Source organism: Spirillospora sp. NPDC000708 (assembly GCF_040299565.1).
Classification (GTDB): Bacteria; Actinomycetota; Actinomycetes; order Streptosporangiales; family Streptosporangiaceae; genus Spirillospora.
In genome coordinates, this window is sequence record NZ_JBEPCJ010000092.1 from 1 (window position 1) to 12,912 (window position 12,912).

The window sequence follows — 12,912 nt, forward strand, 5'->3', positions numbered from 1 at the left end:
GGGCCACGGCGCCGGCACCAAGGGCGCCCCCAAGCCCCTCGGATGACCCGACCCCGCCAGGACGGATCCCTAACCAGACGCCCCCGGCTCCCCCCGACATCCCCCCAACTCGCGAACCCCGCTCCCGTCCCCGGACGAGAGCGGGGTTCGTCGCGTCCGGAGGGGGCCGCGTCCCGGTGGCGGCGGGCGACAATTGCCGCTGATCGGGGAAGAGCGTAACTTCTTGGCGGGATCCGGATGCCGAGCGAAGGCGGGGCGATGGCGGCAGGCGGTTCGGCCGGGGAACGGGGACGGCGCGCCCGCGAGCAGGCGCTCGAACTGGCCCGGCGCTCCCGGGAGGCCTACCGGCTGGCCGGGCGCTGGCAGGCCGCCGCCGAGGCCGAGCGGGCGGTCGCCGCCACGCTCGTCGGGCTGACGGCGGTCGGCTGGCGGCTGCTCGTGGACCGCCGTTGGCCGGGGACGCGGGCGGCGAACATCGACATGATCCTCATCGGTCCCGCCGGCGTGTTCGTCATCGACGTGAAGCGCTGGCATGACCGCCCGGTCGTCAGCGACGGGCGGCTGGCCGCCGGGGGCGTGCCCCGGGACGAGGAGATCCGCAAGCTGCTGGCGATGACGCGGACCGCCGAGGAGGAGGTCGCGGCGCTGGGGCTGTCGCCGGTCGCGCTGGTCCCGGTCATGGCGTTCGCCGGGCACCGCCTCGACACGCGGGTGGGGCGGGTCCGGCTGCTCGGCCATCCCGACCTCGTCCACGCGCTGGTCGCCGAGCCGAAGCGGCTGACGCCCGCGCTGGTGGGGGTCGTCGCCGCGCACCTGGCGGAGGCGTTCCCCGCCTACGAGCCCGCCGCGCTCAAGGAGGGCGGCACCGGCGGCGGCCCCGGTCTCGAGGACGACGGCGCGGCCCTGTTCGCGACCGAAGAGGTCGAGAAGGCCGCCCTGGAGTCGCTCCTGCACGCGCCCATCGAGCGGTGGATGACGTTCCTGCACCCGGACCAGGTGGCGATCGCCCGCCGCGACTGGAACGGACCCGCACGCATCAGCGGTCCGGCGGGGACGGGGAAGACCGTCGTCGGGCTGCACCGGGCGGCCCATCTCGCCGGGCGCGGCCGCGACCGCGTCCTCTACGTCACCTTCGTCAACAACCTGCCGCGCGTGCAGCGGCGGCTCTTCGAGCGGATGGCCGGCGTGTTCGCCGACCGCGTCGAGTTCTCCAGCCTGCACGGCTGGGCGACGGCGTTCCTCGCCGAGCGCGGCGCCGAGGTGCCGCTCAACGCGGCCCGCGCGGACGACGCCTTCTCGCGCGCCTGGCTGACGATCGGCCGCGACAGCGCCCTCGCCGAGATCGACCCGATGCCGGGGTACTGGCGCGAGGAGATCGACCACGTCATCAAGGGGCGCGGGCTGACCTCCCTGGAGGAGTACCGGACGGTGGCCCGGCACGGCCGCCGGACCGCGCTCCAGCCCGTGCACCGGGAGGCCGCCTGGCTCCTCTACGAGGAGTACGAGCTGCTGCGCGAGGAGCGCGGCGTCTGCGACTTCAACGACGTCCTGCTGGCGGCCCTGGCGGAGCTGAAGGAGCGGCCCGCCGATCCGCCGTACTCGGCCGTCATCGTGGACGAGGTGCAGGACCTCACGCTCGTCGGCGTGAAGCTGCTGCACGCGCTGGCGGGCGACGGCCCGAACGGGCTGCTGCTGATCGGCGACGGGCAGCAGGCGGTGTATCCGGGCGGGTTCCGGCTCGGCGACGCCGGCATCGCGGTCAAGGGCCGGGGCGCGGTCCTGCGCACCAACTACCGGAACGCGGCGGCGATCCTCGAGGCGGCGATGGACCTGGTGTCCGGCGACCCCTTCGACGATCTGGACGGCCCGAGCCCGAACGGCCGCCGAGCCGTCGACCTCACCTACCACGAGGGGCGGGTCGTCCGGGTGGAGGCCGGGGACGAGGAGGAGCACGACCGCGGGCTGGTCGAGGCGCTCCGGGCGCTGGCGGACGAGGAGCCGGACGGCTCCGGGCCGTGGGCGGGCGCGGTGGTGCTGTGCCCGTCGCGCCGGGAGATCGGCCGCTACGACCGGCTCCTGACCCGCGCGGGCATTCCGGTGGTGCGGCTGGAGGGCTACGACGGGCGGCCGGTCGAGGCGGTGAAGCTCGGAACCTACCGCCGGGCCAAGGGGCTGGAGTTCAAGCACGTCTTCCTGCCGCACCACGACGCCGCCCTCACCGCTGCGGACGGGGGCACCGCGGACGCGGCGGCTCGGGAGCGGGCCGAACTGGCCCGCCGGCAGCTTTTCGTCGCCATGACGCGCGCCCGTGACCTGCTCTGGCTGGGGTCGGTCGCCGGCGGCGGCGCCCGCTGAACGCGCCGCGCCCGAGGCGCCGTCCCGGCGCACCTCACCGGGTTTCCCGGGTCCGGGAAATGGAAAGGCCCTCCGGGTGCGAGCCTTGCTCGCGACCATGGAGGGCCAGCGCGTGCGCCGTCAGGGACTTGAACCCCGAACCCGCGGATTAAGAGTCCGCTGCTCTGCCAATTGAGCTAACGGCGCTTGTCTTGAGGGCCTCCGGCCTTGGCCGGTGTCCCTGGCGACAGGAAGAACAGTAGCAGGACCCGCGGACCAGTGCGAATCGGTTACTCCCTGCCCGGCAGGACGCTCACGATGCCCCGCCACAGCGCGATCGCGGTGGCGCGGGAGCTGACGCCGAGCTTGCCGTAGATGCGGTTGACGTGGTTCTTCACCGTCTTCTCGCTGAGGAACAGCTGCCGGGCGATCTCGCCGTTGGAGCGGCCGGTGGCGATCAGGTCCATCACCTCGGCCTCGCGCGCCGACAGGCCCAGCGAGACCCGGTTGGCGTCGCGGACGCTGCGGATGAGGTCGTGGACGGTGAACGCGCCGGGCACGAGGTGCCCGCAGGCGCCGCCGCGGATCGCCGTCTCGACGGCGGGGCCGTCGTCGGGGGAGGCCAGTACGAACACCCGGGACGAGCGGCTGAGCGGGGTCGCGTGGTGCGCGGCGCCGGCGTCCAGCAGCACGATGTCGGGCCGCAGCCGCTCCGCCAGCGGCACGGCCGCCGCCGCGTCGTGGGTCTCGGCCACGACCTGCAGCTCGCTGCTGCCGTCGAGCAGGGAGATCACATCCGCCCGCACGTGGGCGTCGCCGTCCACCACAAGCACGCGCAGTGGGGCGGTCTCATCGACACTCATCCGTCGCCCTTGGGGTGTCGTTGGCGTTTATAAGGACGGAGCATAACCGTCCGATCATCCTGAGCCAACGAACGAGCACGCGCGCCGTGCAGGCGAATGCCCCGGTCCGCCGGGATCGGGACCCCGGAATCAGGGCGCGGGGGCCGTCTCGGGGCCGTTGAAGCAGAACCGGGGCGGCACGGTCGCGAGGGGCGCCTCGTCGGTGGGCTCGCCGATCCGGACGCCTTCGCGCGCCGCCATCGCCGTCACCGCCGGCAGGTGGTCGTCGTTGACGACCGGGACGCGGCGGCCGGACGGTTCGCCCTGGCCGGCGGGCAGTTCGGGCAGGACGGCGTCCCGCGTGACGCCCGCGCGGGCGGCGACGTCCAGCGCCTCGCGGGCGTCGCTTCCGTGCAGGTCCAGTGAGGCGAGCAGCGCTTCGACGGCGGCCCGGTCCACGGTGCCCTCGGTCACCGCGCGCATCAGGTTTCCGTGGGCCTCCGCCGAGGGGGAGCCGTCCTCGCCGATGATCCCGTCCAGGCTCACGGCGTCGTCGGCGAGGATGATCGGCAGGCCGTCGTCGACGTCCTCGGGGATCGGGGCACCGGCCCAGGCGCCGTCCCACCAGCGCAGGAACGCCACCGACCAGCCCTCCTTCACCAGGAGACCCTGGAGCCACTCCCAGGGCAGCCAGGCCGGGCCGCCGGCGAGCAGGTCGGCGGGCAGGTCCTGGATGTGCGTGTCCGGGTAGTCGTTGTCGTAGCCGTACAGCACGGCCCGGCCGCCTTCGACCCACCTCAGCGCCCAGTAGCCGTTCCCGATGTCCTCGGTGCGCAGGCCGCCGCCGTCGACGTGGAGCCTTCCGGCGCAGTCGTCGAGGTAGGGGGCGAGCATGGCCTTGACGACGCCGCGGGCCCAGAGTTCGGCGGGCGGCGGGACGTCCGTGCGGACCGACGGGGCGTAGGACATGGCGATCTCCTTGCGTGGGGGGAAAGGAAGAAGCCCTGGCCGTCACGACGGCCAGGGCTTCTCTCGCCTGGGGTGAGTGAGGGGACTTGAACCCCCGACATCTTGGACCACAACCAAGTGCTCTGCCAGCTGAGCTACACCCACCGTGGCCGGAATCGCTTCCGGCTCCCAGTAGTGTAGCGGCTCCCGGGGAGTGGGTCAGCCGCGGCGGGCGTCAGCCGGCCGAGATGTCCGCGGCGAGCGCGCGGGCCGTCTCGGAGTCGGGGCCGGGCTGCGGGACGAACACGGCGGCGCGGTAGTAGCGCAGCTCCTGGATGCTCTCGGTGATGTCGGCGAGGGCGCGGTGCCCGCCCTTCTTCTCCGGGCTGGCGAAGTAGACGCGCGGGTACCAGCGGCGGGCCAGCTCCTTGATGGAGGAGACGTCCACCATGCGGTAGTGCAGGTGGGAGTCCAGGGCGGGCATGTCGCGGGCCAGGAAGGACCGGTCGGTGGCGATGGAGTTGCCGCAGAGCGGGGCCTTCTTGGCGTCCTTGACGTGGGACCGCACGTAGTTCAGCACGATCTCCTCGGCCTCGGTCAGCGTGATGCCGCCCGGGAGCTCCTCCAGCAGGCCGGACGTGGTGTGCATGTCGCGGACGACCTTGGTCATCTGCGCGACGGACTCCGGCGGCGGCTTGATGATCACGTCGACGCCCTCGTCCAGGATGTTCAGCTCGCTGTCGGTGACCAGAGCGGCTATCTCGATGAGCGCGTCGGCGCGCAGGTCGAGTCCCGTCATTTCGCAGTCGATCCACACGAGCCGCTCGTTCATGGGGTTCACCCTACGACCATGGACGACTGCGCGGGGCATCGAGTTACCGGGCGGCGATGTGCGCGGGGACGGAAATGCCCGGGGCGAGGGCCGGGTCGGGGACGGGGGCGCCGAACGCCTGCCGGACGGGCAGGACGCCGGCCCAGACCGGCAGGGCGTAGTCCTCGTCCTCGTCGCCGGGCGGGCCCTGGCGGACCTTGACCGACGCCTCGTCGAGCGGGAGCGCGAGGACGGCGACGCCGGCGAGCTCCTTGCGGGTGGGCTGCCGGGCGGCGTCCCACTGGCCGGGGGCGAGCTGCTCGGTGATGACGCGGAGCGCGGCGCGCTTCTCGTCGTCGCCGGTCACCGGGGACGGGACGCCGTAGACCATGGCGCTGCGGTAGTTGATCGAGTGGTGGAAGAGCGAGCGGGCGAGGACGAGGCCGTCGAGGTGGGTGACGGTGACGCAGACCTCCTGGGACGGCGCCGTCATCATGCTGGACGCGCCGGTGGAGCCGTGCACGTAGAGGGTGTCGCCCAGGCGGCCGTAGCAGGTGGGGACGGCGCGGGGCGCGCCGTTCACGACCACGCCGAGGTGGCAGATCAGGCCGGCGTCGAGGATCTCGTAGAGGACGGCCCGGTCGGGCGTGGAGCGTTCCGGGTAGCGGCCGAGGCTGGTGCGGGGCGTGGCGGAAAGCGGCTTCATGTCCGTTTACGCTAGGACGCGAGTGGCCTGGTCAGTAGAGCCACTTGGAACGGAAAGCCGGAGACCACTTTGTCGATCGATCTGCCGCTCACCATCGACCGCGCCGCGGCCGAGCCGATGAACGCCCAGCTCGTCGGGCAGTTGCGGGCCGCGATGCGGGAGGGGCGGCTGGCCGCGGGGGAGCGGCTGCCCGCGAGCCGGGCGCTGGCCGCGCTGCTGGGCGTCAGCCGGACGGTGGTGACGGAGGCGTACGAGCAGCTGTACGCGGAGGGCTGGCTGGAGGGCCGGCACGGGTCCGGGACGTACGTGACGGACGGCGTCGCGGCCGATCCGGCGCCGGGCCGGGAGCCGCCGCGCGGCCTGGCCGGGCGGACCCGCAGGCCCGCCCGGCCGGGCGAGGTCGACCTGCGGCCGGGGATGGCGTGGGTCGGCGCGCTGGACACCCCGGCGTGGCGGCGGGCGTGGCGGCTCGCGGCGGGCATGCCGCCGCAGCAGCGGCAGGAGCCGCACGGGGTGCCGGAGCTTCGGGTGGCGCTGGCCGAGTACATCCGGCGCAGCCGCGGCGTGGCCTGCCCGGTCGACGGCCTGCTGATCACGCGCGGCGCGACGAACGGCCTGGACCTGCTGGCCGCGACGGTGCTGCGGCCGGGCGACCGGGTCGGCGTGGAGGAGCCGGGGTACCGGCGCGCGCGCTCGGTGCTGGAGGGGCGCGGCGCCGAGATCGTCTCGTGCCCGGTGGACGAGCACGGCCTGATCGTCGACGGCCTTCCGGACGATCTGCGCCTGGTGTACACGACGCCGTCCCACCAGTACCCGATGGGCGGGGTGCTGCCGGTTCCGCGGCGGCAAGCGCTGTTGGCGTGGGCGCGGCGCACGGGCGCGCTGATCGCCGAGGACGACTACGACGGCGAGTTCCGCTACGACGTCGCGCCGCTGCCCGCCCTGTACGGGCTGGACCCGGACGTGGTCGTCTACCTCGGCACGTCGGCGAAGATCCTCACCGCGGACATGGGCGTCGGCTGGCTCGTGGGGCGTCCCGACCTGGTGGCGGCGATCGCGCTGCGGCGCGAGGAGCTGAACGACCGGACGGCGGTCGTCCCGCAGCACGCGCTCCGGCTGTTCCTCGAACGCGGCGACCTGGACCGGCACGTCCGGCGAATGCGCGGGGAGTACGCGCGGCGCCGCGAGGTCGTGGTGCGGGCGCTGGACGGGCTGCGGCTGCGCGGCGACACGGCCGGGCTGCACCTCGTCGTGGACCTGCCGCACGCGGTCGCGGAGCGGGTCGCGCGGGACGCGGCGGACCGCGGCGTCCTGGTGGACCCGCTGGAGCGCCACCACGCGGGGCCGCGCTCGTTCAGCGGGCTCGTCGTCGGCTACGGCTCGGCGGGCAGCCCCGCCGAGCTGCGGGCCGGATGCGCGATCGTCCGCGAGCTGGCGTGCGCGGCACGGCCCGCGCCGGTATCCGGGGACGCGGCGGTATCCGGGGACGCGGCGGAATCCGGGCGGGACGCGTCCGGCGCCCCGCTCTGAGCCGGGCGCCGGATCCGCTGGAGACCGTGCCGGGAGCTAGTTCGACAGCGCCGGCGAACCGACCGGCACCGGTTCGCCCTGCGGCGGCGGATGGTCGGGGGTCGATTGGGGGGCGGGCAGCGGCGCCGTCCTCGCCGGGCGTGCGGGCGCGTCGGCCGCGTCCGCCCGGACGGGGTCGTGGGCCCGGGGCGGGCGCGCCCGCAGCAGCGGCGCGCCGGGCGGCTCAGGGATCGGCGCGCGGGGCGCCGGGATCGGCGCGACCGGGGTCTCGGGGCCGGTGATGCGGCGGATGTCGATGCCGCCGGGGTCGGGGCGTTCGGCCATCGGCACCTGCGAGGCGCCGAAGTGGCCGCCGCGCGCCCAGTCCCGGCGGGACCGCAGCGCGTGGTACGACTGCGGCGACGGCAGCGGGGGGCCGGCGGGCCAGCGGCGGGCGACGCCCCAGGTCTCCAGCCACGCGACGATCGCCTCGACGCCGAGGAGCAGCGAGCCGGTGAACGGTACCCGCGACTGGCCGACCACCATGATCTGCACGCAGGCGCGGCCCTCGCGGCCGGCCGGCAGGCCGAGCAGGAGCGCCGCCCGGGTGGCGGGCACGAGCTGGACGACGTCCCCGGAGCCGGGGTGCCAGACCAGGTGCGGCGGCCGTTCCTCCTTCAGCAGGTCGGCGGCCGCCGACCGCGCCGAGACGCTGCGGGGATCGCACTCACCGGACAGCCATACGGCACGGGGCGCACCTCCCCGTAGCGCTCCACCGTCGTGTCGTGCCGGCATGCGGCCGGCTCCCGGCAGCCATGCGTCTGCCACGGTTGCGTCCCCCCAATCGGGCGGTCTAGCCCCGAATGGTCTAGTCCTCTTCTCTTAGCCCAGCGGGACCCATGAGTCCAGCTTGCCGCCACGGGCTGGGAACAACGGCAGGCGCGTGCGACCACGACGAAGCCCACTCTTCGCGGCAGTCGATGCAGAGGCGTACCCATGGCGTCTTCCGAATCCACCCGAGCAAACCCGTTTTCTCCGCAAGTTTCAGCGCCTCGGAGGTTTAACGGCATTTCGGACATCATCGTCGCAGGTCACCACCGTGATGGGGGTACGGTTTACCGGCTTCGGCCGGTGTCCGGATGTGGCCGAGGGGTTACCGAGCGCATCATCCGGCCCGTCCGGGGGATGCTGCGGGCCGCACTCTGCGGGCCCCACTCCGGGGGGCGGCTGCACGGCCCGGACCGAGCCGCGTTCTAATGGTGGGTCATGACCGTTGACGCTGACCTTCCGGCCGGGGTGCCCGGCATCGACGTCCCCCGCCTCGCGGACTGGCTGGCCCGCGAACTGCCCGGCGCCGGCCGCATCAGCGCGATCGACCTGATCGCGGGCGGCCGCTCCAACCTCACCTACGGGCTCACCCTCGCCGGCGGGCGGCGGATCGTGCTGCGGAGGCCGCCGCTCGGGCACGTCCTGCCGACCGCCCACGACATGGGCCGCGAGTACCGGGTGCTGTCCGCGCTCGGCGACGCCGGCTCCGTGCCCGTCCCGCGCACCCTCGCGTTCTGCGACGACGAGGACGTCATCGGCGCCCGCTTCTACCTCATGGACTACGTCGACGGCCGCGTGCTGCGCACCCGCGAGGACGCCGACGACCTCACCCCGGAGCAGGCGCGCGGCCTCAGCGAGGCGCTCGCCGGCGCGCTCGCCGCCATCCACACCGTGGACGTGAAGGCCGCCGGGCTGGAGGACTTCGGCCGCCCCACCGGCTACATGGCCCGGCAGCTCAAGCGCTGGGGCAAGCAGTGGGACGGCTCACAGGACGCGATCAAGGCCACCGGCAACACCCACGACCTGCCCGAGTACGACCGGCTCGTGGCGCGGCTCGCCGAGCGGCTCCCCGCCGACGCCCCGGCCCGGCTCGTCCACGGCGACTTCCGGCTCGACAACGCGCTGGCCCGGCTGGAGCCGCGCCCCGAGATCGTCGCCGTCGTGGACTGGGAGATGTCGACGCTCGGCGACCCGCTGTCCGACCTCGGCCTCACCCTCGTCTACTGGGCCGAGCCCGGCGACGCCGAGCAGCTCCCCGTCGGCGCCACGATCACGGCCGCGCCGGGGTTCTTCAGCCGTCGCGAGTTCACCGAGCGCTACGCCGAGCTGACCGGCTTCGACCTCGCCGACCTCGACTTCTACGTCGCGTTCGCGTGCTTCAAGCTCGCCGTCATCCTGGAGGGCATCCACGCCCGCTTCCTGCAGAACGCGACCGTCGGCGAGGGCTTCGACCAGATCGGCGCCGCAGTCCCGCTCCTGCTCGGCCGAGCCCACGCCGTCCTCGACGCCGGCTCCCCCTGGTGACCCTCCCGGGCGGGCCGCGTCAGCAGTACCCGACGGACGCGGACCCGCCCGGGGCGAACGAGACGGACCCGTTCCTCGAGCCCCAGCACAGGCCGTTCGTCCGCGACACCGACACGCCGGCGCTCTGGCCGGCCGCCAGGTGCCCGGACCCGTGCGCGCTCAGCTCGCCGGAGGTCCCCGTGACGCGCCAGTTCACCGGGCCGCCGACGGCCCGGACGGTGACCGTGCAGGAATCGCTCACGTGCATGTCGCATCCGCTGACCGCCAGATGGCCCGTCCGGGGCGGCGGGGGCGGCGCCTGCGTGGTGGGCTGGGACGGCGGCTTGGTCGTCGCCGACGTCGACGAGGACTTCGACGCGGACGGCGACTCCGACGGGGACTTCGACGGTGACGGCGACGTGGTCGACACCGTCGGGGACGGGTCGCTCGGCATCGGCTCGGCCGGGACGCTCGGGTCGCCGGAACCGCCGGCGCCGGCGCCGGTCGACGCCGACGACGGCGTGCCCGCCGCGTCCGGCTCGCCCTCGCCGCCGAACGCCGTCATCGCCCCGGCCAGCACCACGACGGCGGCCACGGCGGCCGCGGCCGCACCGATGATCGGGCCGCGCCGCCGGCCGCCGGTGCCGCGGTCCTTCGCCCGCGCAGGCGTCGCGTCGTAGGGCAGCGGCCAGCCGTACTCGTCGAACGGCTCCGTCCACGCCGCGATGGCCCGGCGGTTGCCGGCCCGGTCCTCGGCCGTCGCCGCCGTCAGCACGTCCAGCCGCAGGTCGGCGGGGATCGCCGCGATCGGCAGCACCGACAGCAGCCGGTCCGCGGGCAGCGGCGGCGTCTCCAGCTCCGCGCACACCGGGCAGCTCGCCACGTGCCGGACCAGCGACGCCGCCGTCTGCGGCGCCAGCGGCCACGACTCCGTCAGCGCCGAGACGCTCGGGCAGTCCTTCCAGTGGTTCTGCGCGATCAGCGCGGCGCGGATCGCGGCGTCCAGCCCGGTCCGCGACCGCTCCACGAGCTCGAGGGTCTCCTCCAGCGGGATGCCGAACACGCCGGACAGGTCCACCTCGTCCAGCTCGTGCCGGACGGACAGGTCGATCGCCTCGCGCTGGCGGCCGTTGAGCGCGGCGAGCGCGCTGTGCGCGAGCAGCCGCCGCTCCTCGCGGCGGGCCAGCTGCTCGGCGGACAGGTCGTCCTCCGCCTCCGGCGCCTCCTGCCCGAGGTGCCGGTTCGGGCTCTCGCGGCGCCGCATGCACTCCTTGCGGGCGATCGCGTACAGCCAGCCGCGCAGCCGGTCCGGCTCGCCGAGCCGCCCGACGTGCTCGCGGGCCGAGATCACGCAGTTGCGCAGGGCCCCGGCCGCCTCGACGCGGTCGCGCAGCAGGCCGTGGCAGTAGTCGAAGAGGAATGGAGCGTAGGCGTCGTACACCTCGGTCAGCGCGATGACGTCCCCGGCCCGCAGCGACTCCGCCAGCCTCAGGTCGTCGTTGCGCGCGGACCCCGGCTCACCGGCCACGGAACCCTCCAGTCGAATCAGTGTCGTCGATCGTGCCCCCGGTGAGCGCCGGCGTCTGGACGCCTACAGGCGCGCTCTGGTTGCCCGATCTTGCCACCAACTTGATGGAATTTCTCCCGTTGGTCCGAATTTTGTGACCGTGACGGTACGCGGCGTGGCCGTATCGCCTTCCGGAACAGCGACTACGCAAGCGAATGTGATCTGGGTCTCACTGCCCGCCGGAGCCGCCGCCTTGCCCGTTCGGCGAGGCGCAGGTCCAGGTGACGGACGCGGCCGCGCCGGGCGAGAAGGAGACCGTCCCGCCGCCGGATTCGGTGCAGGAGTCCGCCAGGGTGACGGTGACGGTGGTCGAGCCGCCGCTCGGGAGCGTACCGCTACCGCCAGCGCTGATGAGGGACGACGACGTGCCCGTCACGGACCAGCTGACGCTCCCGCCGACCGCGCGCACGGACACGGGACAGCTGCCGCCGGGTCCGGAGATGCTGCATCCGGTCACCGACAGGGTGCCCTTGGTGGGCTTGCTGTGGGTGGGGGCGGGCTTGCTGGAGTGGGACGCCCGCGTGTGGGTGCGCGTCGGCGTGGGCGTGGCCGAGGTGCGCGTGGGCGTCGGCGTCGGGGACGTGCTGGTCGCCGACGGCGTCGGCGACTTCGTGGGGTCCAGCGACGTCGTGGACTCCGACGGGTCCGGTGCCGACGACGAGCCCGACGGCGCGGACTGCGCGCTCGTGTTCCCCGGCGACCCGCCCGGCATCAGGAAGAAGGCCCCCACGACGATCAGCACGACCGCCGCGGCGGCGGCGAGCGCGGGCCACAGGGCGCGCGGCGTGCCGCGGCGCCGCTGCTCCGCGTGCGCCTCCCCGGGGTGCTCGGGCCAGCCCCACGCGTCGAACGGCCCGGCCCGGTGCGCGATGGCCGCCATGTCGGCGGCGAGCGCCGCGTCCGTCGCGGTCGCCATGACGTGCCCGCGCAGGTCGGTCGGCATCATCGCGACCGGCAGGACGTTCAGCAGCCGCGCCGCCGACACGTTCCGCTCGCGCCGCTCGGAGCAGACCGGGCACCCCTGGATGTGGTGGACGAGCCGGCGGACGGCGGGCGGCGGCAGCGGCCAGTCGCCGTCGGGGGCGAGGTCGGCGACCGCCGGGCAGTCGTCGCGCCCGGAGTGCGCGATGTGCGCGGCGGCGAGCGCGTCGTCGAGGCGGGCCAGGGCGGTGCCGGTCAGGTCGGTGGCCTCCTGCGCGTCCAGGCCGAGGACGGCGCCGATGTCCGCCGCGTCCAGGCCGTGCCGCAGCATGAGGTCGAGGGCCTCCCGCTCGCGGCCGCGCAGCCCCGCCAGCGCGCCGTGCACCAGCCGCCGCGCCTCCAGCCGCCGGGTGAGCTCCTCGCCGTCCAGGAAGCCGTCCCCGACCTCGGGCGCCTCGTGGCGTTCGGTGGGGCGGTCCGGGTCGCGCAGCCGCCGCATGCACTCGTTGCGGGCGAGCGCGTACAGCCAGCCGCGGAACCTTTCCGGCTCGCGCAGCACCGGCACCTGCGCGTACGCGGCGACGAGGGCGTCGTGGAGGGCGCTCGCCGCGGGCTCCTGGTCGCGCAGCAGCGCGTGGCAGTAGTCGTACAGGCGGGCCGCGTAGCGATCCATGACCTGGATGAGGGCGCCGGGATCGCCGGCCGCCAGCTCCCGCGCGAGACGTTCGTCGTCCGCGCGGTCGAGGGTGGGCCAACCGGACACAGGGTCCTCCCGCGGGATCAGGGTGCTGCCTCTGGGGCGGTCCTCGTCCGCGGCGTCGCGGACGGACTCAGGGAAGTCAGGGGAGCGGTCCGCTCTCCCGGCCCGCGCTCCGGGCGGCTCCCCGTCGCGGGCCGGGGAGGAGAAGAGGTCGGAGGCCCGACGGCCCCGCTCCCCGTCGGG

General features: G+C 74.6%; 10 protein-coding genes and 2 tRNA genes. 3 read left to right on the forward strand and 9 right to left on the reverse strand.

The window, feature by feature from the left end:
- The first annotated feature begins 258 nt into the window (after window positions 1-258).
- Window positions 259-2,355 carry a nuclease-related domain-containing DEAD/DEAH box helicase gene (locus ABT299_RS42080; protein ID WP_500254174.1) on the forward strand — a complete coding sequence of 699 codons (2,097 nt, stop codon included), beginning with the start codon at window positions 259-261 and terminating at the stop codon, window positions 2,353-2,355.
- 113 nt (window positions 2,356-2,468) lie between these two features.
- On the opposite strand, the gene ABT299_RS42085 is transcribed toward ABT299_RS42080, so the two are convergent.
- From ABT299_RS42085 to ABT299_RS42110, 6 genes are all read right to left on the reverse strand, one after another.
- Window positions 2,469-2,541 (reverse strand) — tRNA-Lys (locus tag ABT299_RS42085).
- A gap of 83 nt (window positions 2,542-2,624) precedes the next feature.
- The gene (locus tag ABT299_RS42090) at window positions 2,625-3,197 is read right to left on the reverse strand and encodes a response regulator transcription factor (RefSeq protein ID WP_190866522.1); all 573 of its coding nucleotides are present in this window, start codon (window positions 3,195-3,197) and stop codon (window positions 2,625-2,627) included.
- A gap of 129 nt (window positions 3,198-3,326) precedes the next feature.
- Window positions 3,327-4,145: a hypothetical protein gene (locus tag ABT299_RS42095; RefSeq protein WP_500254175.1), complete on the reverse strand. Its 819-nt coding sequence runs from the start codon at window positions 4,143-4,145 to the stop codon at window positions 3,327-3,329.
- Window positions 4,146-4,213: 68 nt separating this feature from the next.
- Window positions 4,214-4,289, reverse strand: a tRNA-His gene (locus ABT299_RS42100).
- 70 nt (window positions 4,290-4,359) lie between these two features.
- Complete coding sequence (gene orn, locus ABT299_RS42105; protein ID WP_190866527.1) at window positions 4,360-4,956, reverse strand: oligoribonuclease; 597 nt, start codon at window positions 4,954-4,956, stop codon at window positions 4,360-4,362.
- Between the two features lie 43 nt (window positions 4,957-4,999).
- Window positions 5,000-5,641, reverse strand: coding sequence for a pyridoxamine 5'-phosphate oxidase family protein (locus ABT299_RS42110; protein ID WP_500254176.1), 642 nt, complete (start codon window positions 5,639-5,641; stop codon window positions 5,000-5,002).
- Between the two features lie 69 nt (window positions 5,642-5,710).
- On the opposite strand from ABT299_RS42110, the gene pdxR reads away from it, so the two are divergent.
- Window positions 5,711-7,171, forward strand: a complete 1,461-nt coding sequence (gene pdxR / locus ABT299_RS42115; RefSeq protein ID WP_500254177.1) for a MocR-like pyridoxine biosynthesis transcription factor PdxR — start codon at window positions 5,711-5,713, stop codon at window positions 7,169-7,171.
- Window positions 7,172-7,207: 36 nt separating this feature from the next.
- Here the strand turns inward: pdxR and ABT299_RS42120 are convergent, their stop codons facing one another.
- Window positions 7,208-7,945, reverse strand: a complete 738-nt coding sequence (locus ABT299_RS42120; RefSeq protein WP_500254178.1) for a hypothetical protein — start codon at window positions 7,943-7,945, stop codon at window positions 7,208-7,210.
- A 471-nt stretch (window positions 7,946-8,416) separates the two neighbouring features.
- Between ABT299_RS42120 and ABT299_RS42125 the strand changes: the two genes are divergently transcribed.
- Window positions 8,417-9,502, forward strand: coding sequence for a phosphotransferase family protein (locus ABT299_RS42125; RefSeq protein WP_500254179.1), 1,086 nt, complete (start codon window positions 8,417-8,419; stop codon window positions 9,500-9,502).
- A gap of 19 nt (window positions 9,503-9,521) precedes the next feature.
- Here ABT299_RS42125 and ABT299_RS42130 read toward each other — a convergent pair whose 3' ends face one another.
- Together ABT299_RS42130 and ABT299_RS42135 are read right to left on the reverse strand one after the other, a co-directional pair.
- Window positions 9,522-11,009, reverse strand: coding sequence for an RNA polymerase sigma factor (locus ABT299_RS42130; RefSeq protein ID WP_190866533.1), 1,488 nt, complete (start codon window positions 11,007-11,009; stop codon window positions 9,522-9,524).
- 208 nt (window positions 11,010-11,217) lie between these two features.
- Window positions 11,218-12,732 carry an RNA polymerase sigma factor gene (locus ABT299_RS42135; protein WP_500254180.1) on the reverse strand — a complete coding sequence of 505 codons (1,515 nt, stop codon included), beginning with the start codon at window positions 12,730-12,732 and terminating at the stop codon, window positions 11,218-11,220.
- Window positions 12,733-12,912 lie beyond the last annotated feature (180 nt).

Bases quoted from the DNA above. Each gene is read 5' to 3' on its own strand.
- ABT299_RS42080 (WP_500254174.1), top strand. From the start codon at position 259: ATGGCGGCAGGCGGTTCGGCCGGGGAACGGGGACGGCGCGCCCGCGAG.
- ABT299_RS42090 (WP_190866522.1), bottom strand. From the start codon at position 3,197: ATGAGTGTCGATGAGACCGCCCCACTGCGCGTGCTTGTGGTGGACGGC.
- ABT299_RS42095 (WP_500254175.1), bottom strand. From the start codon at position 4,145: ATGTCCTACGCCCCGTCGGTCCGCACGGACGTCCCGCCGCCCGCCGAA.
- orn (WP_190866527.1), bottom strand. From the start codon at position 4,956: ATGAACGAGCGGCTCGTGTGGATCGACTGCGAAATGACGGGACTCGAC.
- ABT299_RS42110 (WP_500254176.1), bottom strand. From the start codon at position 5,641: ATGAAGCCGCTTTCCGCCACGCCCCGCACCAGCCTCGGCCGCTACCCG.
- ABT299_RS42120 (WP_500254178.1), bottom strand. From the start codon at position 7,945: ATGCCGGCACGACACGACGGTGGAGCGCTACGGGGAGGTGCGCCCCGT.
- ABT299_RS42125 (WP_500254179.1), top strand. From the start codon at position 8,417: ATGACCGTTGACGCTGACCTTCCGGCCGGGGTGCCCGGCATCGACGTC.